At 49.8% G+C, this 24,694-nt stretch carries 27 protein-coding genes; 5 read left to right on the forward strand and 22 right to left on the reverse strand.

All coding sequences use genetic code 11. The annotated features are described in order from the left end of the window. Positions 1 to 21: 21 nt before the first annotated feature. From MHH48_RS30385 to MHH48_RS30415, 7 genes are all read right to left on the reverse strand, one after another. Positions 22 to 231 carry a hypothetical protein gene (locus MHH48_RS30385; protein WP_076325445.1) on the reverse strand — a complete coding sequence of 70 codons (210 nt, stop codon included), beginning with the start codon at positions 229 to 231 and terminating at the stop codon, positions 22 to 24. After that, a complete protein-coding gene (locus MHH48_RS30390) occupies positions 231 to 569 on the reverse strand; it encodes a YxlC family protein (protein WP_256720772.1) in 339 nt (112 codons plus the stop codon). The genes MHH48_RS30385 and MHH48_RS30390 overlap by 1 nt, the downstream gene beginning before the upstream one ends. Continuing rightward, positions 550 to 1,095 carry an RNA polymerase sigma factor SigY gene (gene sigY / locus MHH48_RS30395; RefSeq protein ID WP_076325443.1) on the reverse strand — a complete coding sequence of 182 codons (546 nt, stop codon included), beginning with the start codon at positions 1,093 to 1,095 and terminating at the stop codon, positions 550 to 552. Before sigY ends, MHH48_RS30390 begins: the two co-directional genes overlap by 20 nt. 249 nt (positions 1,096 to 1,344) lie before the next feature. Further along, positions 1,345 to 1,536, reverse strand: coding sequence for a hypothetical protein (locus MHH48_RS30400; RefSeq protein ID WP_076325442.1), 192 nt, complete (start codon positions 1,534 to 1,536; stop codon positions 1,345 to 1,347). Between the two features lie 178 nt (positions 1,537 to 1,714). Continuing rightward, on the reverse strand, positions 1,715 to 2,353 hold the full coding sequence (locus MHH48_RS30405) for an MBL fold metallo-hydrolase (protein ID WP_076325441.1): 639 nt from the start codon (positions 2,351 to 2,353) through the stop codon (positions 1,715 to 1,717). A 2-nt stretch (positions 2,354 to 2,355) separates the two neighbouring features. Then, positions 2,356 to 2,922 (reverse strand): thioredoxin family protein, encoded by a 567-nt coding sequence (locus MHH48_RS30410; RefSeq protein WP_076325440.1) that lies wholly within the window; start codon positions 2,920 to 2,922, stop codon positions 2,356 to 2,358. 3 nt (positions 2,923 to 2,925) lie between these two features. Further along, a complete protein-coding gene (locus MHH48_RS30415; RefSeq protein WP_076325439.1) occupies positions 2,926 to 3,537 on the reverse strand; it encodes a DedA family protein in 612 nt (203 codons plus the stop codon). A 151-nt stretch (positions 3,538 to 3,688) separates the two neighbouring features. On the opposite strand from MHH48_RS30415, the gene MHH48_RS30420 reads away from it, so the two are divergent. Beyond that, positions 3,689 to 4,003 (forward strand): hypothetical protein, encoded by a 315-nt coding sequence (locus MHH48_RS30420; protein WP_076325438.1) that lies wholly within the window; start codon positions 3,689 to 3,691, stop codon positions 4,001 to 4,003. A gap of 58 nt (positions 4,004 to 4,061) precedes the next feature. On the opposite strand, the gene MHH48_RS30425 is transcribed toward MHH48_RS30420, so the two are convergent. The 5 genes from MHH48_RS30425 to yyaC all read right to left on the reverse strand — a co-directional run bounded on the left by MHH48_RS30425 (position 4,062) and on the right by yyaC (position 10,270). Next, the gene (locus MHH48_RS30425; RefSeq protein ID WP_076325469.1) at positions 4,062 to 6,251 is read right to left on the reverse strand and encodes an O-antigen ligase family protein; all 2,190 of its coding nucleotides are present in this window, start codon (positions 6,249 to 6,251) and stop codon (positions 4,062 to 4,064) included. 428 nt (positions 6,252 to 6,679) lie between these two features. Next, entirely contained in the window at positions 6,680 to 7,855 is a 1,176-nt protein-coding gene (locus MHH48_RS30430) for an SAM-dependent methyltransferase (RefSeq protein ID WP_076325437.1), read from the reverse strand. Positions 7,856 to 7,891: 36 nt separating this feature from the next. Next, positions 7,892 to 8,575 (reverse strand): DUF6483 family protein, encoded by a 684-nt coding sequence (locus tag MHH48_RS30435; RefSeq protein ID WP_076325436.1) that lies wholly within the window; start codon positions 8,573 to 8,575, stop codon positions 7,892 to 7,894. A 255-nt stretch (positions 8,576 to 8,830) separates the two neighbouring features. Then, complete coding sequence (locus MHH48_RS30440; RefSeq protein WP_076325435.1) at positions 8,831 to 9,622, reverse strand: alpha/beta hydrolase; 792 nt, start codon at positions 9,620 to 9,622, stop codon at positions 8,831 to 8,833. A gap of 108 nt (positions 9,623 to 9,730) precedes the next feature. Then, the gene (gene yyaC, locus MHH48_RS30445; RefSeq protein ID WP_076325434.1) at positions 9,731 to 10,270 is read right to left on the reverse strand and encodes a spore protease YyaC; all 540 of its coding nucleotides are present in this window, start codon (positions 10,268 to 10,270) and stop codon (positions 9,731 to 9,733) included. A 182-nt stretch (positions 10,271 to 10,452) separates the two neighbouring features. On the opposite strand from yyaC, the gene MHH48_RS30450 reads away from it, so the two are divergent. Next, positions 10,453 to 10,680, forward strand: coding sequence for a DUF1128 domain-containing protein (locus tag MHH48_RS30450; protein WP_015737472.1), 228 nt, complete (start codon positions 10,453 to 10,455; stop codon positions 10,678 to 10,680). A gap of 111 nt (positions 10,681 to 10,791) precedes the next feature. On the opposite strand, the gene MHH48_RS30455 is transcribed toward MHH48_RS30450, so the two are convergent. Continuing rightward, on the reverse strand, positions 10,792 to 11,511 hold the full coding sequence (locus MHH48_RS30455; RefSeq protein ID WP_076325433.1) for a pirin family protein: 720 nt from the start codon (positions 11,509 to 11,511) through the stop codon (positions 10,792 to 10,794). Between the two features lie 65 nt (positions 11,512 to 11,576). After that, entirely contained in the window at positions 11,577 to 12,581 is a 1,005-nt protein-coding gene (locus tag MHH48_RS30460; RefSeq protein ID WP_076325432.1) for an asparaginase, read from the reverse strand. A 282-nt stretch (positions 12,582 to 12,863) separates the two neighbouring features. On the opposite strand from MHH48_RS30460, the gene MHH48_RS30465 reads away from it, so the two are divergent. The 3 genes from MHH48_RS30465 to MHH48_RS30475 all read left to right on the forward strand — a co-directional run bounded on the left by MHH48_RS30465 (position 12,864) and on the right by MHH48_RS30475 (position 14,141). Next, positions 12,864 to 13,121 carry a GlsB/YeaQ/YmgE family stress response membrane protein gene (locus tag MHH48_RS30465; protein ID WP_006212694.1) on the forward strand — a complete coding sequence of 86 codons (258 nt, stop codon included), beginning with the start codon at positions 12,864 to 12,866 and terminating at the stop codon, positions 13,119 to 13,121. A 47-nt stretch (positions 13,122 to 13,168) separates the two neighbouring features. Further along, positions 13,169 to 13,579, forward strand: a complete 411-nt coding sequence (locus tag MHH48_RS30470; RefSeq protein ID WP_076325431.1) for a YtxH domain-containing protein — start codon at positions 13,169 to 13,171, stop codon at positions 13,577 to 13,579. 130 nt (positions 13,580 to 13,709) lie between these two features. Further along, entirely contained in the window at positions 13,710 to 14,141 is a 432-nt protein-coding gene (locus MHH48_RS30475) for a DUF5665 domain-containing protein (RefSeq protein WP_076325430.1), read from the forward strand. 87 nt (positions 14,142 to 14,228) lie between these two features. Here the strand turns inward: MHH48_RS30475 and MHH48_RS30480 are convergent, their stop codons facing one another. From MHH48_RS30480 to MHH48_RS30515, 8 genes are all read right to left on the reverse strand, one after another. Next, the gene (locus MHH48_RS30480) at positions 14,229 to 15,206 is read right to left on the reverse strand and encodes a magnesium transporter CorA family protein (RefSeq protein WP_076325429.1); all 978 of its coding nucleotides are present in this window, start codon (positions 15,204 to 15,206) and stop codon (positions 14,229 to 14,231) included. 120 nt (positions 15,207 to 15,326) lie between these two features. Then, a complete protein-coding gene (locus tag MHH48_RS30485) occupies positions 15,327 to 16,097 on the reverse strand; it encodes a sigma-70 family RNA polymerase sigma factor (RefSeq protein WP_009594120.1) in 771 nt (256 codons plus the stop codon). Beyond that, complete coding sequence (gene rsbW, locus MHH48_RS30490; RefSeq protein ID WP_076325428.1) at positions 16,094 to 16,543, reverse strand: anti-sigma B factor RsbW; 450 nt, start codon at positions 16,541 to 16,543, stop codon at positions 16,094 to 16,096. Before rsbW ends, MHH48_RS30485 begins: the two co-directional genes overlap by 4 nt. Positions 16,544 to 16,575: 32 nt before the next feature. Then, a complete protein-coding gene (locus tag MHH48_RS30495; RefSeq protein ID WP_009594079.1) occupies positions 16,576 to 16,899 on the reverse strand; it encodes an STAS domain-containing protein in 324 nt (107 codons plus the stop codon). 111 nt (positions 16,900 to 17,010) lie between these two features. Continuing rightward, positions 17,011 to 18,690, reverse strand: coding sequence for a response regulator (locus MHH48_RS30500; RefSeq protein WP_076325427.1), 1,680 nt, complete (start codon positions 18,688 to 18,690; stop codon positions 17,011 to 17,013). A gap of 20 nt (positions 18,691 to 18,710) precedes the next feature. Further along, entirely contained in the window at positions 18,711 to 19,583 is an 873-nt protein-coding gene (locus MHH48_RS30505) for a protein-glutamate O-methyltransferase CheR (RefSeq protein ID WP_076325426.1), read from the reverse strand. 60 nt (positions 19,584 to 19,643) lie between these two features. Then, a complete protein-coding gene (locus tag MHH48_RS30510; RefSeq protein ID WP_076325425.1) occupies positions 19,644 to 23,303 on the reverse strand; it encodes a response regulator in 3,660 nt (1,219 codons plus the stop codon). Continuing rightward, positions 23,300 to 24,475 (reverse strand): SpoIIE family protein phosphatase, encoded by a 1,176-nt coding sequence (locus MHH48_RS30515; RefSeq protein WP_076325424.1) that lies wholly within the window; start codon positions 24,473 to 24,475, stop codon positions 23,300 to 23,302. The genes MHH48_RS30510 and MHH48_RS30515 overlap by 4 nt, the downstream gene beginning before the upstream one ends. Positions 24,476 to 24,694 lie beyond the last annotated feature (219 nt).

Genomic DNA, 24,694 nt, shown 5'->3' on the forward strand with positions numbered 1-24,694 from the left:
ATATAATGTAAGAACTTAAGACTAGTGGTCGTCTTCGTCTTTACGAATGACAAAAATCCAGTAAAAAAGCAGCGGCAGCGGCATTGTCGTAGACCCCCATATCCCCCAGAACCAGGCCATCTTGCCAAGCCCCCGTTTCCTGGCATCCAGGAAAAGCCATGTCCCTTGGATCAGCACAAGCACAACGGCAAGGATGATCACTCCCAGCGGGCTCTCGTTAACTTCATTCATCAGATTCCCTTCTTTCCGGCAGATCTCAGACTCTTGGAAAATACAAGAACGGAAATCCCGGCAACCATGCCGAACCCGTGAATAAACAGTAGGATCATCGGCGCCGCCAAGGCAGCCATCAATCCGCCACCAACGATAAAGAGTGCAATCAGAAGAAAGAGTATCAACTCGTATTTCATCCGGCGCCGGCGCCGCTCCAAGGTATGAACGGCCAACTTGTGCATTCCTTCCAGAGAGGGCGACGGCACGTCCTCAAACAATTCATCTACTCTTTTCAACTCTTGAGTCAATCCTTCAATCCAAGCATCATCCTCATGCTCAGGCCCTTTGACCATCATCACCCATCTCCTTTCGCAGCTGCTTGATACCGTAGGCTGTTCGTGATTTTACCGTTCCCTCGGGAATGCCAAGCATGGTTCCGATTTCATCATAGCTGTAACCGTAATAATGCTTCAGCAGTATGGCAATCCGGTGATCTTCGGATAAGCGCGATAATCCATCCAGCATGTCTGTCCAATCTTCTCCCCGCCGCTCCATCTGCCAGCGCATCCGCCTTGCCGACTGAAGCGCCTCCTGCTCCAGCCATTTCTTCTCCCGCTTCCTTCGCCGGGTACTATCGATGAACAATCGAGTAGCAATGGTTATCATCCATGAGGAAAAAGATGACGTTCCGTTGTAACGGTTCATATTCTCCATGCATCGAACAATGGTATCCTGTGCAGTATCTTCTGCAACCATCGGGTCCATCGTCACCTTAAGCAAATATTTATAAAGAAAGGAATAATGCTGCTTGAATAATAGCGCCATAGCCGCTGCATCTCCTAATTGCGCTTGTCGTATCAAACCCTCTTCATCAGGGATCATGATGAAATCATCACCTTCTTTCGCATTCCACCGTAATACGATTACCGACAGCTAATCGTTCAAATGGATATTTATATTTATCGTATACCGAATGATATCATTTATTTAAATTCAATCATGTCGGCAAGAAATTCATCGATATCTGTAAAAAAACTCAAAAAAAAAAGCAGCCGGTAAATAACCGGCCGCCCTCCCCAACAGAAAGAACACATTCACTTCATGATGAGGGTGTCATGTTCGTATGTCGATCTATTGATTAAATCTTATAACCTGCAGCCGATGATGCCATGGCTGCTGCGCTATCCCTTCATCCTTCACCAGCCTGTCCCAGACAACCGAGGATATTTCCGTCTGGGTCTGCCGGCGGGACTCCGATTGTCGATCAATCGCTTCGCCTCTTGTAGCCCTTCCGTTCAACAGCGATAGATGATCTTTCCTCACTGGCGCTTCCCCCTAATCACGTCCATGCCAAAAAACTCCCCATAAAATAAAAGAACGCAAACCGGGATAAATTCCACAGTCTGCGTGCTTCGCAAGGGTAACATTTAATTAACCGTATTGTATCAATGTTGTCTATGTTTGTCCAGACAAAAATTCCCGATTTATGTCGGAAGCTATCTTATCGGCTGGCAGGGACGTAAGGATTCCGCTGTTTTTCATAGCCAATGGTTGTCCGGGGACCATGGCCGGAGTACACAACGACTTCATCCGGGAAGCTATACAGCGTATTTTGAATGGAATCAATCAAATCACGTTCACGACCTCCAGGAAGGTCCGTTCGCCCAACGCCTAGACGGAACAGCACATCGCCGGAAAACAGATCATTTCCACATTTGAAGCTCACACTTCCCGGTGAATGGCCCGGTGTATGAAAGACGCTGAAGGTATGTCCGATCAGTTGCAGCTCAAGTCCGTCCGCCAAATCGTACTCAGCCGGCTCGGTGGACAGCGGTTCCGTTACCTGTGGCCACATCATCGAGCCGTTAAGCTTCGGGTTGGACAGCCATTCACTCTCCAGGGTGTGCAGGTAAACAGGACAACCCTTTAGCTTACGGATTTCCTCGACACCGGCCATATGATCAAAATGCGCATGGGTCAGCAGGATCGCTTCAATTTCCAAATCGGCTATTCGCTTCAGCAGCGGCCCCGGGTTCATGCCAGGGTCGATGATGACTGCTTTGCCTTCTACTGGCCCTGTCAGTAAATACGCATTCGTCTGAAGCGGTCCTAAATTAAAAGTCTCAATATGAAGTCTCATGATTAGAACCCTGACATAAGTTCACGCAATTCCTTAATGATTGCAGCGTGAAACTCATACCCTTCCCCGTAGGCTTGAATAATGCTTTGTCGTGTGACCGCAAGGTTGTCCTGATAGTCCGGTGCTTCACGATCCGGATTGTTCTGCTTAAACTCAATCATAAACTTCTGCACATGCGCCGGGCGCGGTCCCCATGTACCGAGAACATGCCCTCCGGTATCTGAAATGATAACAACCGGAATGGAACGACCGCCCATGGTCAAGAACTGATCCATGACATCCAGATTCTCTTCCATAATCAGCACTTCGGTCTCAATCCCGGCAGTCTCCATCGCCCGGAATACGACAGGCATATTGCGTGCAACATCACCGCACCAGTCCGCTGCCAGAATGAGGACCCGCAGGTCATCCCGGAAATTCAGACTTTCGAAGAACTCTTTATCCTCTTCATTCTCCCAGACAAACTGTTCATATCCTGCCTTGAACGTCTCCTGGTTCTTCTGCATGCCGTCCATAAATTGCTGTGGAGATATGCCTGTCCCCAAATGATTCGCCATATTCATGCTCATTCGTTATTTCGACCTCGCCTTCGATGATTTTATCCATTTTATCAAAAAATAAAGAATCATGACGGCCAATGCCCCCAGCAGAATTTCCTGCACGTATGGCCCTGCTTTCTCGTCAATATGCTCCCATTGATCACCCAGAAGCAATCCGAGGTATAAGAATAATGCCGTCCATGGAATAACAGCTAGTGTGGTCAGCAGCGTAAACCTTCCCACATGCATCTTGGATATGCCTGCCGGTATGGAAATCGCATGCCGTACCACCGGTACAAACCGTGCCGTAAATATAACGCCAGTGCCGTACTTGCTAAACCACTCCTCGGCGTAATCGATATGCTTCTTCTTAATCAATATGTACTTCCCGTACTTCTCTAAGAAGGGCCTGCCTCCATAACGGCCGATCCAATAAATAAACAACTGTGCGAGCACGCCGCCAGCGGTACCGAAGAGCATGGCTCCGAGAAAATGAACCTCACCCAAAGACACCAGATAACCGCCATAGGCGAGTACGATCTCACTTGGGATGACCTCCACCATTAATCCGAGCATGATTCCGAAATAACCCAGCTGCTGGATCCATTCAAACAACCGAGCTACAACCTCGTAAAAGAATTCCACGCTTGTCCCCCGCTTTCCTCCTGCGTTGATTTCTAGTACTAGCCTATTCTAACACAGCCCGGGACATGCCTTCTACTGCGCCCAATTATAGACGGCACAGTGACTTTCGCCCGTTTCGGGACATATGGTGAAGCAAAGGAGTGAGTCACGCATGCATTCTCCCCATGCCAAACAACCGGGCAGCAAGCCCCCCTCCCCACGCGGGATACGGCGGGCCTGCAGCAAAGAATTATACCGCACGACCAAACGTCTCAAGCTGTACCTTCCTCCGGAAGCCTTGAAGCAAGGTGAAGAATTGTATTACCGGAAGGTTATCGGTAATTTGATCTGGATCCACGAAAACCACAGCAACAAGAAACTTTTGTGCGACTGGTGGGAAAAGGAAGTCTGCGGCGAACTGGCCGGGCTGTGGGAGGTTCCTGAACGTCAGTTGGCCTCGGCCTTCCGGGATGCCTTCGGCGGATAACGCTGCTCTTCCTTGTTTCGTTACCTGCTGTGAAATGGACAGTACGGCATGATTCGCGCTAGCGTCGGGCCGAGATATCTGCTTTCATGGGCTGCTTTGCCGCATGCTTTTCGTGTTCCCCATTCAGCATTTTTTCCAAACGGTTGGCCTGCCGTACCGCAAGCATAGACAGATCGAATTCCCGGTCATTTCGATGATCATCCATCTCACGAAGATCGGCCGCAAGGGCACGATAGCGCTTCAAGATTTCCAAACCGGCCCGAGCCGCTTCAACCGATCTGGTGGAATCTCCTGCCGTCCGGTGCCAATCTGCGAGGGCAGCCAGCTTCAGCACGGCTCGGGTTTGTTTGACATCATTGAACCGATCCCGATCGATCGCCGCTATATACCAGGCTGTCGCTTCTTCCGATTCACCTCTGAGCGAGTAAGCCTCTGCCAGCTTCCAGCTCAGCCCCGGGTGATTCGGTGCATACACCAAACTTTCCATCAGTAGCGGAATTCGCTGGCTTGGGGGAAGCCAATCCGCCAGGCTCAGTGCCGCCTCCGTGTTGGCAAGGTTCCACCTTAACGAGGATTGGAGGAGCGCGATCTGCCGTCCGGGCGGTTCCGATGCGGCCCATCGCTCTTTGACCTCGCTGATACCCAGCGCGGCAGCGAGAAGAACCCAGCATACGAGCAGAACGATCGCCGTAACCCTGAGCAATGGCAGCAACGGCCGATTTCCCCGGTTCCCTTCATAAACGGCTAGCAGCTTCTTCCCTATTTTGAAGGGTTTGCGTCTTTGAGCTGCGATAGGTCCATTCTGCACTTCCCGACCAGAAGAGGCCGCAGCGAAGCCCATTACTGTAAGCCAAAACAGCAGCAGCCATACCAGCCCAAAGCTCAAGTCAAAGTCCACCGCCGCGTGTCCGATCAGCACGAAAGCAGCGGGCATGAGTCGGGAGTTCACAGCAATGAGCCCCGCAACGATAAAGCTAACCAGAACAAGGACAAGCAGCAACCCGATCAGGCCCGCATTCAGCAGGATATCCATATATCCGCTGTGCACCTCGGCACCCACGTAGGGCTGGGACTGAATGGCAAGGTACGATTGCCGCCACGTCTCCCCTCCCCGTCCCAGCCACAGCGACGACCGGGCCAGCTGCCATGCGTCGCTGTACATAAGGCGGCGCGCGCTCAGCGTTGCCGCGCCGCCCAGAGTCCGATCCTGCACCTGATGCAGGATCACCGCTCCGGCTGCGGCAGCCAGCAGCGCCGCAGCCCCCAGGGCCCCTGGCGCGGCATACCGCCGCCACGGGCCCCTGCTGTGCCGCCAGCGGCACAGCAGCAGGCCGGCGAGGACGCCGCCGGCCCAAAGCCCGGCCAGCCATAGCAGGCCGGGCAGCACGGCTGGCGCCAGCTTGGCCTCAGCCAGCTGGCGGTACAGCAGCGCCGCGCTCGCCAGAGGCGCGGCGGCAGCCACCAGGAGCGGCGCGAAGGCACGCCGCTCCTGGGCGAATCCGGCCGCGCACGCGAGTGCGGCCGCGAGCCAGGCGCCGCGCGACTCTGTCAGGAGCAGCGCGGCGGTGTAGGGCAGCAGCGGCAGCAGGGCAGCCGCTGCGCGGAGCGTGCCCGTCCGTGTCCGCAGGACGGACGGCAGCGCGAACAGCCGCTCCAGCAGGAAGGCGGCCATCACGGCCCCGAACGTGTTCGGGTACTGAAGCAGGCCACCAAGCCTCGCGCCCGTCGCGCTGATGTCCGCATCCGCCGTATGATAGATCCCATACGGCAGCTCCAAAAGCCCATATACGGCAAGCAAAGCACTGCCGCACAGCACAGCACCCATCAGATGCCAACCCGCCTGCATCATACGTAAGCCATCACCTGCACGGCATATACGCCAGGCGACAGCTGCAAAGGAGCCGTAGCTTCCCCACAGGATGATCTCTTTCATCGTGCCTTCCAGAGAGAGTGGTCGCCCGATTGCATGAAGCACATACATGAGAATCATTCCGCAGATGCACCCATGCACCACTCGCAAACCTTTATCCAAATTAACCAATCCAGGCATCATGCCAATGCCATGAATCTCCTGACCTTGGATTCCACCATGCCGTTTAGTTCCCATCATAAGCAGCAGAAGCACTCCAAAACCGGCTCCGACCCCATAGATATCTCCATCAAAAAACATTCCGCTCCGGATACCTGCCACCAAGACAAGTGCAATCAGCATCATCCCGCAATTACGATGTAGGGTCTTCCTTGCCATGAACCAACGCCCCCGTTCCCATGCATAACCATTCAACCTCGGCTGCTCCTTACACGGCATCCGTCCTTCTGGCCAAACGAGCTATTAGCCATTGTGGACAAGGACTTACGACGTTATTCTTTGAAGCAGCGTCTGTGATCTCATCGGGCTATAAGGCCGCTTGATCCCCTGGATTAAGGCTTCGAATGCCATCATAAGAAAAAGCGTCTATTTTTGACGTACATTCTCAGAAGAAAAGACCACGCTTAGATGTTCCCCCGCAGAATCGGAATCACCGGCAATCGGGGTAAAGATATCTGCTCGATGCCAAGCTTTCTTGCGATATCTGAAAGTCCAAGCTTCGAAGTTTATACGTTCTGATCTCTAAAAAAAGCGATGAAAGTGCAGTTGCACTTTCATCGCTTTTCCGGGATCAACATGATGTGATTTTACGTATCCGGCAGCAAGTCCTTGCACGCCCGCTCAAGATATGGCGAGGCGCTTAAAAAATCGCGGAACGCGGTATATTCCTGCCACAGCTTATCCCGATCTCCGGCAGAACCGCTAACCGCACGGATCAATATGTTTTTCGGAGTATGTTCCATATCAATAAACTCCAGCAGCTGCGTCTTGTAGCCCATCAGATCGAGGAGCTTGGCTCGAATGGCGTCCGTGGCAAGCGCTGAGAATCGTTCCTTCAGAATACCGTGGGACAGCAGCGGCTCCATAACAGGGCTTTGGACTTGAGAGAACAGCTCATGCTGGCAGCAAGGCACCGACAGAATAACCGAAGCACCCCAACGGACCGCTTTTTCCAGCGCAGCGTCTGTTGCCGTATCACATGCATGCAGCGTGACCACCATATCCACCTGCTCCAGCTCGTCATATTCCGCAATGTCACCGACAAGAAACTGCAATTGGGTGTAGTTCAGTTTTTTCGCCAGCATACTGCAGTGTTCGATGACATCCGCCTTGAGATCCAATCCGACAATATTCAGCTTTCTGTGCGCGGTTACCGCCAAATAGTGATATAAAGCGAAGGTCAGATAGGATTTGCCGCAGCCAAAATCAACGATCGTCAGTGGACGGTCCTCCGGCAGGTGGGGAAGCACATCCTCAACCATCTCCAAAAACCGGTTGATCTGTTTGAACTTATCGTACCGACGAGCAAATACTTTGCCGTCCTCACTCATGATGCCGAGCTCCACCAGAAACGGAACGGGCTCTCCCTCTTCAAGGATGTACGTCTTTTTCCGGTTATGAGACAAATCCGTCTTGGTCTTGGAGGCGGATTTGGTCAGAATCGAAACCTTGTATTTCTTCGAGATCAGTACCTGATAATCCGCTTCCGGCGTATACATCATCGCTTGCCGGAATATATTCTCGAACATGTCAACCAGCACCGCCTCCGCCTCATCCGCTGGCACGTTCTGATGGGTGACTTTGGTTCCGGAATAATAGGCGAACTGGTAGTGCAGCTTATTCTTGAGCTCTACAGGCTTAACTGTTACTTTGCTGTAAGTCATGCCTTCCCGCTTGCGAAGCTGGCTTAGCGTAGCCGTGATCAACGAGCCTTCTTCCATGATGTTATGAATCAATTTTCTTAATGCATCCAAAAGGCACATCTCGCTTTCTTTATGTGATAGACAGGTTAATCCCGCTTAGGTAAACGACTTGTCACCGTTTACCGCTGTATGTGGAAAACGACGGTTAAGCTCATCCATTCCTTCGTGGACTTCCTCCAGCGGAAGCCCGCCCTTCGCCAAATCCTCGGGCAGCTTCAGCTGCAATCTTTGATAGAACTGTACGGCTTCACTATATTCCATCTTGCCGTTATCCAGCAGTTGGTAAAGGGTGTTCTCCGCTTCCGCGTACATCCCCTGCTGCTCCGTATATGCATAGTAATCCCGCATCGCCGTCTCAGGTAATGCGTATGACCTTAAACGTTCTCTCACCATACCGATCCGTTCCGTCAACCCGATCAGTTTGAGATCCGCTCCTTGCAGGGCTGACTTCAAATATAGCTGAAAAACCTTGGTATAGAGCATAACAGCCTCTTCTTCACGCTCCAGGTCAAGCAGCAGGGATGCTTCCTCTTCCATAAGCCTAACGGCGCTTTGCAGCTTGTCCGCTTCCAAATAACCATGACTCCGAAATAACTGTTCAATATCGGCAGCGGACAATGAGCGAAGCAGATCCGAATTCAACCGGAACTGCCGTTTGAAGAGCTCATCCAGCTCCCATAGGGCTTCTGTGTGCTTGCGCTCCTGCTTCAGCGAAAACACCTTGGCAATCATCTGTGTCATATCCTCAATTAGCCGCACGAGATAATCCCTGCGAAACATTCGCCCACCCCTCACCTGCATCCATGACAAATGCAGCGTATTCTGATCTTGCCGGGTCCAGATCCCAACCGGATCACGATTAAATTGTAGGCTATCCGGGGCCAGAATTCCAGTAGCCGGCCCTCCCCCCATTCTCGGCTCTATTTCAACGGCCGGACAAGCAAACGACGGAGAGTACGCTGGGCACAAAAATAAAACGGATATCCCGCAAGGGGGTATCCGTTCATTATAAACTATCGAAAGACTCTCATGCGTTTATTCATGCTCAAGCCGTCCCATGAAAGAAGTGATGACTTCGCCGAGCTTCTCCGGCGTCTCCATCATACTCATATGTCCTGCGCCCTCGATTATGATTGGGGTCACGTTGTCATGGTCTGTCGTAAAGGTACGCTCTGCCGGAATCAATCCGTCTTTCTCCCCGGCTACCAGCAGAATAGGCAGAATGGACGGCGAGAGCACATCGCGTCGGTCCGGACGCTCACGCATCGCCAGCGCCGCTCCGATCGCTCCCTGAGGTGGCGTTAGATAACCTATCTCCTTCGCCCGCTGAATACATTCCGGCTTGGTATCCTTCGTATCCGGAGCGAATAAGCCGGGCACCAATCCGTCAACAAAAGCCGTAATGCCCTCCCCTTGGATGGTGCTGACCGCCTTCACCCGCTTCTCCTTCGCTTCGTCCGAATCCGGGTAGCCTGTGGAATGAATCAGGCCGAAGGCGTTCAAACGAGAAGCGTAACGCTGGGCGAAGGAGAGCGTGATGTATCCTCCGAGGGAATGACCGAGTAATGCTGCCTTCGGGATGTCGAGCTCATCCATCAATAGCAGCACATCGTCTGCCATCTGTTCAATGGTATACGATCCCATCGGTGCATCAGACCGCCCGTGACCACGGAGATCCGGTACAATGACTCTGAAGCCTTGAAGAAATGGCAGGACCTGTTCCCAGTAGGCGGAGCTTCCGCAGAAACCGTGAAGCAGAATGACTGGCTCACCTTGTCCCTGATCAACATAACAAATCGTGCTGCCGTTGCATTGTACTTTTTCCATAGCGATACCCTTCTTTCTATTCAGCGGATGCCATGTGATAGACACCCATTATTTTATAAAGAATGATCTATTATTAAACAAAAACACCCCCGGCTGAAACGCCGTGTCTTACGGCCTAAGGCCAAAGGCTATAGCGGCTTGCTTCGCTATCTGCTCCGCCATCCCCATGACTTGGTATAGGGACGTCACTTGAAGAGTCCAATACGGTTTCGGTCCATGGACATTCACAACCGCTGCCACGCTGTAATCTCCCACTGCCGGAAGCCTCCCACCGACGGACTGGGCAGGCATCAGTGGACCCTCGCATGTAAAGAAATATCCGACTGACGAGGCTTGTCCCAGGCATGCATCAATGGCAATAATCGCCTTATCCTCAGGCAAACCTTGAAGCCTTAACTCAAGATTAAAAGCGTCGCACGGATCAAGCAGCGTCCCGATCACATGCGGAAAACCGTATTCCATGAGCCGGCTTCCTGTGAGCGGTCCGAGTGCATCTCCTGTGGAACGGTCGGTGCCTATACATAAAAATACAATGCTGTCCAGCGAATGCCGCTGCGAAATCGACCGAAAAAAATCCGTCAGTTCATGCCCCGACATTTTAGCTTTTACAGCCTGTACGCCTGGCGTCTTGCCGGCTTGTTCGCTCATGACGGACCTCCTCCTTGATTACATCGCTTGAAACCTTGTCCCGCAGCCTGAAAAACCTTTTTTTCCTGATTTTAACCTATCTCTGTCTCCGATGGCAAAAACATTGGTCGAGCCGCACGGTAACATGGTACAATACAGGGACGAAAATCGTAAATCCGCCTATGAGAGGATGGTGTTAATCCATGGATTTGAGTGAAAAATCCCAAGCCAATGTCGAGTATATGATTGAACAGATTAAAACCAAGCTTCGGATGGCTACAGGAGCTGCTATGCAAGCCTCCGCCTTCTCGGTTAACCAATATGATGATATTTATGATTTATACGACATGGTCATGAATAAGCAAAACCTTAGTATATCGGAAGTGGAAGCTGTTGTATCGGAGCTCGGGCAGTTGCGCGGGAACCAGTAGGTCATCATTGCCCGAAAACCTTGAAAAGTTCAAAAAGAAGAGCCCTTGTATAGCTAAAGCCCCCGGAACTTCGCTAATTTAAGCAAAGTTCCGAGGGCTTTCTGTCCTTCTCTACGGCATATCAATCATCACCACTTCTGAGTTCCCCTCACTTGAGTTCCCTCGGAATGTCAGCTCATGACGGCGCTGTATCCTGGCCGCGTCACCCGCTGTAATATCAAACATGCCGTCTTCAGATGATATTTCGACTTGACCGCTAATCACGTACAAGTGCATTCTCCGACCTTCGGCCAGGCTGTACGTCAGTTCTTGTCCTGTCTCCAGTATGGTACTGTACATTACAACATCCAGCGACTCGGGCAAGCTGCGCTCCCCGTGGCCCGGCCCCATAATCGGAAGCACCCGGTTCAATTGCTGTTCTTTTGTAAAATCGCCTTGATGATGACTGGTCTCAAGGTTCGGCTCCGCAGGTAGAAACCACATTTCCAGATAGCGTACGTCCTCGGAAGATGAGGCATTCTTCTCTGCATGGTACACGCCGGAGCCTGTATTCACGACATGAATCGAACCGGGCGTCAGCTCCATTTCTTTCCCTGTATCATCTTCATACGTTAACGTGCCTTCCAGCACCAAATGGACAATGACCAAGTCATGATGAAACCTTCGATCAAAACCTTCCATCGGTTTAAGCACATATTCATTATGTGCCAGCAAGCTTCCAAAATGCTCGTTATGTGGATCTGTATAATCACCAAAGGAAAAGCTGAATTCACTATGAATCCCGTTTTTATGGGTCGTATGTCGTTCCGCTGCCGTCATGATTTTAATCATGGCCGGTCACCTCCGCCGTTTTTACTAATCAATACCCCGGCGGTTTCCGGTCTAATCAGTCATGCTTACGTATGAGTCAGCCTAAATGCGGTTTCCACCCTGCCTACTTTAAGGCCTTCATCGTTGTATAAGTCCTTGGGATACGCGGCTTTCAGGCGATCGATGGTTGTTTTGTTGTTATACCCGATTTGCTCCAATATGGACTCCGCTACCCAGCCCCATTCTTCTTCAGAGCCATCTGCAATCTTGAACGAAATGCCTAGGTGCTCCTTCTTCAGACCCAAGCAGTACACACCTTTAAAGCCTCCCTTGGCCACAATATTATCATCTTTCAAAAGAAGGGTGTCCACCTTGTGATTTCCCGCCACCATATAGGGAGATGCATGCATGGCCTCCGTAATTCGGATGACCGCCCTTTGTGTTGGCTCATCCTCAATAAGTTCCGGGGATGCGAGCTTCATATAGGCTGTAGCCAGAGCACGAAGCGGCATGGCAAATACCGGCAGGCCGCAACCATCGGTTCCCAACCGGATATCAGAGGGAGCCAGTCCGGCCAAATCGGAAACCGTCTGAAGGATCTCCTGCTGCAGCGGATGTTCCCGCTGATCGTATCCCGTCAGCGGATATCCTGCCATCTGGCAATAGGCCAGCATGCCATAATGCTTGCCGGAGCAATTATGGTACCATTTACGCTTGTCTCTCCGCTCTCGCAGAAGAGCTTCTTTATTTTCCTCATCCAGCGGCCAGCTGGACGCGCAAACCATGTGAGCTTCGCTAATATTCACCTTGCGGGCAAAGCCTTCCAATACTTCTATGTGAGCCGGCTCCGCCCGATGCGAGGCCGTCATGATCGCGATTTCCTTATCCGTCAGTCCATAATGGTCAGCAAGCCCGCCGCGGATAGAGGGGATCGCCTGCATCGGCTTGGCCGAAGAGCGCGTAAATGCGACATATTCCGGATCTCCCGCGTAAGCCTGAACGCTTCCTTGTTCATTAACAATACATATATGTCCATTGTGGACGCACTCTAATATGTCCGCCCGATATTCATTCACTAATACAGTGTCCATGTTGAATAACTCCTTCTATAACCGTCTGTGACCGTATTCCCGCCTTAGAAACCTCTTCATGTGTGGTACCTATATTCCTCGCTTATTCGAGGATTATTGCAAATCTGTATTCAGTATAGTACAAAAATCTGCAAATAACAGCAGGCTAAATTCCGTAGGGGACGGACACTCCATTTTATCTCCCGTTTCACGCTGTCCTGTTTCACGATGTGCCCTTAGGTTTAATTACGAGATAAGCAAGCCCACTCGAAAAACATTGCTCTTTAAAAAGGAGGCGATCGTATGTGGGGAATCATCATCAGCATCGTAATGGCAATCATCATCGGGATTATCGGGGATGCACTGGTTGGTCATGAAATGCCGGGCGGAATTATCGGATCCATGATCGCTGGTTTCGTGGGCGCATGGCTTGGACCATGGCTCTTCGGAGCATGGGGACCTGTCATTGGCGGATTTGCCATTGTGCCCGCTATCATCGGTACAGCTATCTTCGTATTCTTGCTCGGTCTTGTTGCCAAGCTATTTAGACGTACAGCCTGATTCTCGTGTCTATATTCTTTTTATATTAACTAAAAGGAGTGAAAGTTATGAATCACACAGAACAAGAACATCCAGTACAAAGCGGTTCCACATTCTTCAAAGGTGCTTTCATCGGTGCCTTGGTCGGAGCGGCAGCAGCTCTGTTGTTCGCTCCAAAGCCAGGCCGCGAACTGCGCGGGGATTTGTCCGAGAAACTGAGCATGGTAACGGATAAAACCAAGGAAGTTGCTTATACCGTAGGCGATAAAGCTTCTGAACTGGCCAAAACCGTGGGCACCAAAGCCTCCGATGTGATGGCCACCGTGAATGAAGGCCGCCAAAGCATTATGTCCAGCGTCAAGGAAGCATCGGCGGACGTGTCCAGCGAGGTTTCTAATGCTTCCAAAGACGTAAAGGATCAAGCGATGGACACTTCTTCGGATGTCAGCCGTGAAATAAAATCGACAACGAATGTTTAATTCGTGAGGTCACGAATAGCCAGCTGACACAGCTGGCTATTTTTGTGCCAGATCGTGACAGTCAGCTTATAAGCATCATATGGATTGATAATTTGAAACGGCGCATTTGCCTAGAAAGCGGGGATAACTCATGAGTAAAGCGAACCCATATCATAGCGGCTCCAGCTTCTCGACCCGGAGCGGCAATCGTTCGACACGACGCGAGGAGCCACGAATGGAATCCGAAACAAGTAAAGAAAGGCGCTCCCGGGAGACGGATGATGTCCAGGAGCATCCCTTCGAACTGCGGCACGAGGTAAAGAAACTGAACACGCGTCTGGACAAAATTGCCACCACGCTGGAAAAATCCGAAATGAGGGACATGATCGATCATTACATGAATCCCAAGAAACGCATCATCGCCAACCTCACAGCCGGACTATCCCGGGGGCTAGGCTTAACGCTTGGCACGGCACTCGTGCTGGGTCTTCTGGGTTACATTCTCAGCTTCTTTGTCAACGTACCGATGATCGGGGATTTCATCTCGGATTTGCAAGGATATATTGATCAATCCAGATCCTAGTGTTAACGCATGAACACGCCCGGTGCCTTTAGGTGTCACCGGGCGTTGTGATCATTCTTGCTGCCATTCATGCATATCCTTCGTGTCTTAAAGGTTTTTATTGATGGACTTCACTTGAAGCAGGTCGCCCGTCCATCCCTTCGCACGCATCCAAAGATACATCCCCCCGGTCCACAGCAGGGTGAAGCCGCTGATTGCCGTAAATCCCCAGAACGTCTTAATGGCGGGCAAATTCTCAAAGTTCATACCCCATATGGCTCCGACCACGGTTGCCGGTGTGAGCACGACCGTAAAAATCGTCAGGGTCTTCATGATTTCATTCCCACGGAACGCAGAGATTGCATCGTCTATCGATACCAGCGTATCGATTTCGCGCTCATAATGATGAATCAGCTTTTCCATTCGTTCCACTCGATGAAGGAGCTGTTGAAACGAGCGGCTGCTATCCAGCTCGCCATGATACCCTTCCTTTGCTGCGGCGATCAGCTCCTGAAAAGGAATAAACAGATTACTCCACTCCAACAGCTCAAACCGGGACGACAGAATACTGTCCATTAAGGACCTTCGGTTGCGCGTACGCATATCGCTTTCAACAAGACGCAGGTTATGCTCGAATTGGTCCATTCCCGCATGGTAATAATGCAGAATGGCCCGAGCCAGCACAAACATGCCGTCGACAGGCTTTTGGCATTGATGAAGCATGGAAGCTCTATCGGACTTAGCCATCACGCTTCGGGTATGCTCATCCAAATTGATGGTGATCAGCACTTGGTGGTCTGTATAAAAATAGAACTGTTCCGACTTGTAATGATCGGCATCATCCGTAACCTTGTAAAGCATGGTTCCCATAATGACCGGCTCCACCCCATCCTTGAATCGGACGGATAAGTAGTTTCGTTCCTTTAACGTCGATGCCAGATCAAACCATTCGGCTGTATAAGGATAGCGCGTCCGAAGTTCACCGATCCAGGAGGATTGCCAGTCATCCGTTCGAACATCGTACCACTTCCATCCCCCTGCAATAGTATAAATATCCTGACCTTCCATCCTATCCGGCCCCAGCATGTTTCCCTGTCACTCCCTTCTATAAATACGAATCGTAGGTTCCAAAAAGGCACGCTTTCCTGTAATGGAGGAAGCGTGCCTTATGTTGCTATACGTCTGTTTCTACGAGGCTTGTCCATATCAGTAAGAAGAATTGGACATGATCTGCTTCAGTTTTTCCGTTGCCCGCTTCTGGATACGCGAGACACTCATTTGCGACACGCCTAACCTCTGAGCGATCGCTCTCTGGGACTGTCCCTCCTGAAATGCCAGCAATAGCACCTTCTGCTCTTGCTCCTTCAACTGGCTCATCGCCTGCTGAAGATCCATGCGCTTCTCAACGGAATCAAAATCATTTACATCCGAACTGATTAGCTCTCCAAGCGTCGCTCCGGTTTCTTCCTGAGATAAAGGGGAATCCAATGATACATAATGATAGCATTCACGTCCGGCTAGCACTTCAACCGTTTCCTCAACGGAAAGATCCAGGTAGGATGCGATCTCATTTACATCGGGAGATCTCTCCAGCTTCACCATCAATTCATCAATCGCTTGCTGAACCAAGGCACCCTTCTCCTTGATTCGTCTTGGTACTTGAATGTACCATGATTTATCGCGGAGGAAGTTTTTCATATGCCCGATCATGCTCTTCATGGCATAGGGCTCAAACGGAATCCCCAGGCTGATGTCATATTGCTGCAGAAGGCGAATTAATGCCATTTGGCCAACCTGATACAAATCCTCATACAGGTCGGGCCGATTTCGGGCAATCTTGCCTGCCGCCATTTTAACCATCGGCTCATATTTCTTAATCAGCACCGTCGCGATATCGTTATCCTTCGTTTGCTGATACTGTTCAATTAAATGAACGGCTTCATCTCTGGACTCTTGGGGAGTCGCCTTATCACTCATACCGGCTCCTCGCTTCTTGCGAGCCGCTTTGTCAGCGTAACCTCGGTTCCCTTTCCAGCCTGGTTTGTCACGCTTACCTCATCCATAAGCGCCTCCATCAGGTAGAAGCCTAGTCCTCCGATTTGGACCTCGCTGAGATCTTTATCATGAAGTGTACGGTTGCCAACCGCTCCCACACTGTCGAAACTCTCCCCTTCGTCTCTGACCGTAATGGATAGCGAATCGCTGGTCACTTGAAATAAAACCTCTACCATTCCGCCTTCCTGACTATAAGCATACAAGACCGAGTTATTACAGGCCTCGGACACCGCGACCTTCATATCTTCGATCTCTTCATAGGAAAAGCCCATCTTGGAAGCTATCCCGTACAGATTCAGTCTTACAATATCCACATATTCAGCACTGGCAGGCAAATTAAGCGTTACTCTTTGTACATCTGAATTCATTCTTTTCGATCCTTTCCTATTGGGAATTCTTCTTACGACTGAAAGAACTTCGCAATACCCGTCATATCGAACAGCTTTTGAATTTGTGGCGGAACTTCCTCGACTGCAAAGCGTGCTTCCATGCCATGTCTTGCTTTCAGTATCGACAGAAGAATACCAATACCCGTGCTATCAATATATGTCATGTCCTTCATGTTGACGATCAAGTCTACTTCGGAATTGCCGACAAGAGGCTCCATGACTAACCGAAAATCCGGAGCGACGGACAGATCAAGTTCACCGCTCAAAAATACCGTGCATACGCCCTCGTTCATTTGGGTCTTAGCATTGAACTTATCATTCGTTTTTGTATTCATAGACACTCTCTCCCAATCATTTGTTTTCCCTTTACATAACCCGTTATCTCGCTTGTTGAAACAGGTTAAGAGGGTTGTAGACACGCTAATATATGGAAACCGATTGCTGCGCTAACCGTTGATGATGCGAACAGGGCTTGGGCTGATATCCCATCCTTCCGGTTCTACCGGTACATACCGGGATATCAGATGCTTCACACAGCTGATTTTGACCGGCTTGCTGATATATTCATTCATGCCCGCGTCAAAGCAGCGCTTCTGAATCCCGTCCATCACATTAGCCGTCATCGCAACCAGAACGGGAGCCTCAGCCTCCGGTTTCATCTGGCGGATCAGACACGCTGCTTCCAGACCATCCATTACCGGCATCTGCAAATCCATGAAGATCATGTCGTAGACTTTAGGACCGGCAACCATATCAACCGCCTGCCTGCCGTCCTCCGCCATATCCGCTTTCATCCCCATCTTTCCCAGCATGCTTTCCATCAGTTTTCGATTAATTGGATGATCGTCCACAATCAGGATGTTTGGTTGCCTCTCCCCATGCACACGATATCTTGCCGAACGCTCCTCTTCCCGGAGTCGATGATACTCTTCCTCATGCGTATGAACGCAGATCGTAAATACGAAGGTGGCTCCCTTGCCTTCTATGGACTCAACCGCGATCTCTCCGCCCATCATCTGTACGAGCGATTTACAGATCGCAAGCCCAAGTCCTGTTCCACCATAGCGCCTTGTCATCGAGGAATCCAATTGAGAGAACGGCTTGAATAACCGATCAAGTTTCTTGGATGAGATTCCGATCCCCGTATCCTTCACTGTGAATTCAAGGGTTAACCGGTTCTCTTCAGCTTGGGCAAGCGAAACAACCAAATACACGCCGCCCTCATTCGTAAACTTCACGGCATTGGATACCAGATTCACCAACACTTGACGAAGGCGTCCCATATCCCCGAATATGATCGCAGGAATTTGATCCTCGATGTAATACGTAAGCTCCAGATTCTTCTTGGAGGCTTCTCCAGAGAACAAACCAAACACTTCCTGAACGCAGGACTTGAGATCGAACGGATATTCCTCGAGTTCCATTTTGCCTGATTCCATCTTGGAAAAATCCAGAATGTCATTAATGATGTTAACCAAGGCATCCGCGCTGTTGCGGATAATCGTTGCGTATTCCCGCTGTTCATCCTGGAGGTCGCTGTCCATCAGCAAATCAATCATCCCGATGACGCCATTCATCGGCGTGCGGATCTCGTGACTCATCATCGCCAGAAATTCCGTTTTTGCTTTGGCGGCAATCTCCGCTTCTTCCTTGGCCAGCACAAGTTCCTGATTAATCTTTTCAAGCTCCTGGGTCTTCTGGTGCAACTGCATGGACTGAATTTTCAGCCTGTTATTGGTCCGGTACATATCGACAAAACCCTCGATCTTGGACTTTAAGATTTGAGGGATAAAGGGTTTAACCATATAGTCGATCGCCCCAGCGGAGTATCCTGCAAAAAGATGCTCCGCATCCTTGCTGTTCGCGGAAATGAATATAATCGGAATATCTTTTGTCTTGTCTCTCGCCTTGATCAGCCTTGCTGTTTCGATACCGTCCATGCCGGGCATTTGTACATCAAGAACAATCACGGCAAAATCATACTTCAAGAGATATCGCAAAGCCTCTTCCCCTGAAGTAGCTTTGATGAGCGTGTATTGTTCGCTGTCCAGAACAGCTTCGAGTGCAAGTAAGTTTTCAGGGCGGTCATCTACCAACAGAATATGAATCGGTTCGTGAAACCCCATGAGATCCTCCTACAAAACTTCTATTTAATCTTCCGGTATATTTTCTCCACCCGGTCCAGCGTCTCATAAGCTTCACTATAATTCGTAAAGTGAATGGACTCTTTAGAACCCAGTACGAGAATACCAAAATGGCTTAGACTCTCGTGAAATAATCCATGTACGTGATCCCGCAGCTGATCATTAAAATAAATCATGACATTCCGGCAAAAGATCACATTAAACTCGTTAAAGGAACGGTCTGTTGCCAGATTATGCTCGGCAAATATCATGTTTTTCTTCAAAAACGGTTGGAAAATAACCGAATTGTACTTCGCTGTATAGTATTCGGAGAACGAGCGGGTACCGCCCGCCTCCATATAATTCTTGGTGTATTGCTTCATGCGTTTGATGTCGAATACGCCTTCCTTGGCCTGCTGGAGAGAACGTGAATTCATGTCTGTCGCATAAATCCGGGATTTCTCATACAGTCCCTCTTCATGAAGCAAAATAGCCATGGAATACACTTCTTCTCCAGTCGAACAGCCGGCATGCCAAATCCGTATATAAGGATACGTACGAAGCAATGGAACTACCGACTGCCTGAATGTCAGGAATAGTTTCGGATCCCTGAACATTTCCGTAACCGGAATTGATAGATTATATATGAGCCGTTCAAAACAAGAACGGTCGTGAAGTACTTTATCCTGAAGGGCTGAGATTGTGGATACGCCCTCGGCATGAACATGATGCCAGATTCTCCGCCTCAATGAGGGAATAGCGTAATTGCGAAAGTCGTAACCATAGAATCGATGAATTCCTTCCAAAAGAAGCTCAATCTCGATCTGTTCCAGCTCACGTTCGCTTTCCTCTGTTAACAACAGTTGTTCTGATTCCATATGGTCACTAGATGACATTACGCTTGCACCGCTTTCCCCGTGTTTATTTGCTACTTGTACATTACCCACAAAAGCAGCTTACGAATACAACCAAACCCTCATAAGCGAAAGAAGTTGCTCCGTTTGTATCGGCTTCTTCATATAATCGGAAGCTCCCGCTTCAATACATTTCGCGCGATCCTCTTTCATGGCTTTGGCTGTCAGGGCAATAATCGGCAGTTTCTCGAATTCCGGCATTTCGCGTAAACGTCGCATCGCTTCGTAACCGTCCATCTCCGGCATCATCATATCCATTAACACCAGATCAAAATCCGGATGTTCCTGAAGCAGCTCGATTGCTTCCCGACCGTTCTCAGCGAAGGTAACTTCCATATGGTATCCCTCCAGCACGCTGGAGAGAGCAAACACGTTGCGGATATCATCGTCCACCAGCAGAATCTTCTTACCTTCAAACAGCTCTTCCTTGTTGTGCAGCTTCTGCAGGATTTTACGCTTATCTTCCGGCAAATCAGCCTCGACCCGATGGAGGAACAGTGTTGTTTCATCCAAAAGCCGCTCTGGCGATTTTACGTCTTTAATGATGATCGACTCCGCATATTTGCGTAGCTGCATCTCTTCCTTCGAATCAAGGTCCTTGCCTGTATAAATAATAATCGGCAGATCCACCAGGTTCTCATCGTCGCGGATCTGATCTAGCAGCTCAAAACCTGTCATGTCCGTCAGCATCAGATCAAGCACCATACAATCATAGTGCTGTTTGTGCAGCTCAGTGAGCGCTTCGGCGCCTGTGGATGCCGCCGTAATCGATACATCGTCATGACCAATCAATTCAATAATGGAATTCCGCTGAATGTCATCATCCTCGACAATCAGCAGATGCTTCATCGATTTTTCCGTATAGGATTCGATATGCGTAAACGCGCCCTCCAGCGCTTCTCTGGATGACGGCTTCTTCAAGTAAGCGATCGCTCCCATCATTAATCCTTGCTTCACTTCATCCACGACCGAAATGACATGCACTGGAATGTGGCGCGTAACCGCAGAGCTCTTCAGCTCGCCCATGACAGACCAGCCATCAATAACCGGAAGCTGGATATCCAGGATGATGGCATCCGGTTTGTACGACTTGGCCATCTCCAGACCGATATCCCCCTGCAATGCAACCAACGCCTTAAAGCCGCGTCCTCTGGCCATATCCATAAGAATTCTGGCAAACTTCACGTCATCCTCAATGATAAGCAGCACTTTATCTGTCGGTCCGAGCTGGTTGCGATCGTCATCCACCTGTACGGATGGCTGAGCCTCTTTCGTAATCATCTTTGCCTTCGGCACGATCAGATTACGCTCCGGTGGTGCCTCAATTGCTGCGGCTGCTTGCTGTGTACCTTCTACCAAATCCGGAGGACTAGCTGGCAGGAAGAGTGTGAAGCAGCTTCCCTTGCCTTCTTCCGATTCAACCAGAATGCCTCCGCCCAGCAGACGGGAAAGCTCGCGGCTGATGGATAAACCAAGCCCGGTTCCCCCGTATTTACGGCTGGTTGTGCCGTCTACCTGCTGGAAGGCTTCAAAGATTAGATCCGTTTTATCAGCCGGGATACCGATACCGGTATCTCTGACAGCAAAGGCCACATAATCCGCTTCGGCATTCAAGTAAAGCGGAAGTTTCTCCTTGTCGGCCTTCTCCACATGCAGCTCAACAGAGCCGCTATTGGTAAATTTGAAGGCGTTCGACAACAGATTACGAAGAATTTGCTTCACACGATGACTGTCCGTGACAATGCTCTGCGGAATATCTGCACCAATGTGCACACCCAAGTCAATATGCTTGCGGGATGCAACGGCGGCAAAATTCTGCTCCACGAAGACTTCAATATCCGGAAGCTGAACATCCTCATAATTGATCTCCATTTTCCCTGCATCCACTTTGGACAAATCGAGAATCTCATCAATCATTTTCAGCAGATCGGAGCCCGACATATAAATAGTCTGTGCATATTCAATCTGCTTATTGCTCAGATTTCCATCCTTATTCTCCGACAACAGCTGTGATAATATCAGCAGGCTGTTAAGCGGGGTCCGTAGTTCGTGGGACATATTGGCCATGAACTCCGACTTATATTTGGTTGTAATCGAAAGCTGCTTCGCTTGCTGCTCAAGCTGCATTCTCGCCTTCTCGATTTCATCGTTCTTCTCTTCCACTTCCTGCACCTGTTCCTCAAGCGCACGCGTCTTGGCAACAAGCTCGGTATTGTAATGCTCCAACTCTTCCTGCTGGCGCTGCAGCAAGTCCTCGGAACGCTTGAGGGCATTGGTTTGCTCCTCCAGATTTTCGTTCGTACGGCGAAGCTCTTCTTGCTGGGTCTGCAGCTCTTCCGATTGAACCTGAAGTTCCTCGGTCATGGCTTGCGATTCGCGCAGCAGCTGCTCCACCCGCAGACGGCCTGTAATATTGTTCAGAATAATGCCAAGAGATTGACTCAGCTGAGATATTAGCTGCTGCTGTAATGAGGTTGTTTCCTCAAAGGCTGCCAACTCCATAACACCCATCACTTCATTTTCAAACAGAATCGGATAGATCATGACGGATACCGGCTTCGATGATCCCCATGCGGATTCCACCTTCATGTAATCTTCCGGTGCGCTTTTCAGTACGATCGGTTTCTTGTCGAATGCAACTTGACCAACAAGCCCTTCCCCGATCATGAAAGAAATCTTCGGTTCTTCGCCGCCTTCATGGGCGTAAGAGCCCTTCATCTCCAACTTATTCGGATGTTTGTCTTCTTGACGGATATAGATAGCTCCATAATGCGCACCCAAAATTGGCGTGAACTCGCTGATGAACCGCTGACCGACTTCCTCTAGGGAATTGATCCCCTCCAGCAGCTCCGTGACTCTGGCCATATTCGAGTTCAGCCAAGACTGATCACGCTGCGCCTGGAGATAGGTTTCCTCGATACGCTGCTTCTCAATAATGTCTTCCGACAGGTCTTTAAATACCCGAGCCACATCGCCAAACTCATCCTTGGACGTAACTTTAATACGACGGATCGCCTTCAATCTGCCTTCGCCAAAGCTCTTCAGCATCATGGAGACCACGTTGATGCCCCGGGTAATACTTGGGAGAATCCATAGAATGACCAGCATTCCGATTAACAATCCGCCAGCCATGATATAGATGAACATTTGGACAGAGCGGTCATATGCCGCTTTTGCTGCTGTTATTTCATCATTGATCTTCTGGTTCTCATAACTGCTAAGCTCGTTCAAACTCGTCAGCATCTCTTCCTGGGCAGCTTGTCCAGTCGAGCTGCGTAGCAGATTGGCCTCTGTTGCATTGCTCTTTGCCAATAGTTCCAATGTCTTGTTTTGATAAACGATATATTGATTCACCGCACGATCAATCCGGACTAACAATTGCTGCTCTTCGGCGGTATTTGCGCTTTCCTTGATCGCTTTAAAATACGCCTGAGTTTGTGTTGTCATCGTTTCCAGTTCCTGTTCGGACACAGCGTACGTGGACTGGTCATTACTCAGTATCATATTCGTAAGCTCACGCGCCATATCGTTGACCTCTCCACGCATTGCGCTGGAGTTTCGTACCTTTTGATAGCGCTCCTGATAGACCTGATCCATCTGGTCTTTCATATAAGTGATTCGGTCATAACCAATCAAGGTCAGAACCAGCATGAGCGCCAGCAAAGTCGTAAAACCAATGACTAACTTGCTCCTAAGCTTCATTGATTGGTTTCCTCTCCTTTTTTAAGAGATATCCAAACCAGGCATTTATCGTCCTCTCGCTCCTGCGATGGATCATCCACAAAATATTGCTCCTTCATTTCATCTTCTCGCCAATGATGAGGGCCGCCCAAATGTTCCTTCAAATAATCCAGCTTCTCGTCATGACCACCCTCTACCAGCTCAAGCAGGCCATCCGTATACATAACCAAGTGTCCTTCGCCTTCATACTGAAAGCTTCTAGGCTCCATGTCTTCGATCCGGTCGAATAACCCCACTGGGCAGCAGCCTTGATCCAAAGTCATCACATCCCCGCTTTCCTGAAAGAAAAGAGCCGGAGGATGGCCTGCGTTGACATAGTCCACCCGCTTCAAACGGGTGTCTACAACAAGATAGATCGCTGTAAAATAGTACTGTATCAGCTGTTCGCCGAGGTTTAACTGATTGAACCTACGGTTCAATTCCTGAACCACCTTCTCCGGTTCGACATAAGTTGTCACCGTGTCCTTCAAAACCGAAGCGATGAACATGCAAAATAGGGACGAAGTAATCCCGTGTCCCATCATATCCAGCAGAATCACGCCATAACGGCCTTCGCCAAGCGGGTACCATGCATACAAATCCCCCGCCAGCTCCGCTGAGGGCTGGTATAACGCATGAATCTCAAGCTGATCATCTTCAATTGGTGAGCTCAAAACGGCATTCTGAACCATGGCCGCAAGCTTCAATTCAGCTTGGACCCGCTGTTCCCTCTCAATATGCCAGTCTTTCTCATGCTTCAACCGGAGCGCCAGACGAATCCGTGCCATAAGCTCCACCTTGTTGATCGGCTTCGTCACATAATCGACGGCTCCGGCATCCAGCGCTTCCGCCAGCTTCTTGGAATCCCCGACGGCAGTGACCATAATGATCGGTATATCTTTCAAATGCTCATATTGCTGTACAATACGGCAAGCTTCAATTCCATCCATCTCGGGCATCATCATATCGAGCAGAATCAAATCGATATCCGCTCTCCGGGGATGCAGCTCACGGCTGCGATCGCCAATCCCCAGATGTTCCAGCATTTCCAGGGCTGAAGATGCAGATAAAGTATTCTGATAGTTTTCCTTTTTTAAGATTTCTCGAATAATAATGACGTTAGTCGGATTGTCATCTACGATTAATATTCTCATTGCCCTCTCCCTTAACGTTACGGATTATACGATAGAAATCCTTTTCCTACTATTATACTATAATAACCTTCTGATCAATTGCCATAGAAAAAGGCTCTGTATCTTGAATCTTCCACCTTTATAAGGTTTATGGAACATTCTTTTAAAACATAGATAAGGAATGAGACGTCCAAGGTCTCATTCCTTATCTATGTTTTAAGTCCTATAACGCATACCGTC

This window comes from Paenibacillus sp. FSL F4-0100, from assembly GCF_037993005.1.
Lineage (GTDB): Bacteria > Bacillota > Bacilli > Paenibacillales > Paenibacillaceae > Paenibacillus_AQ.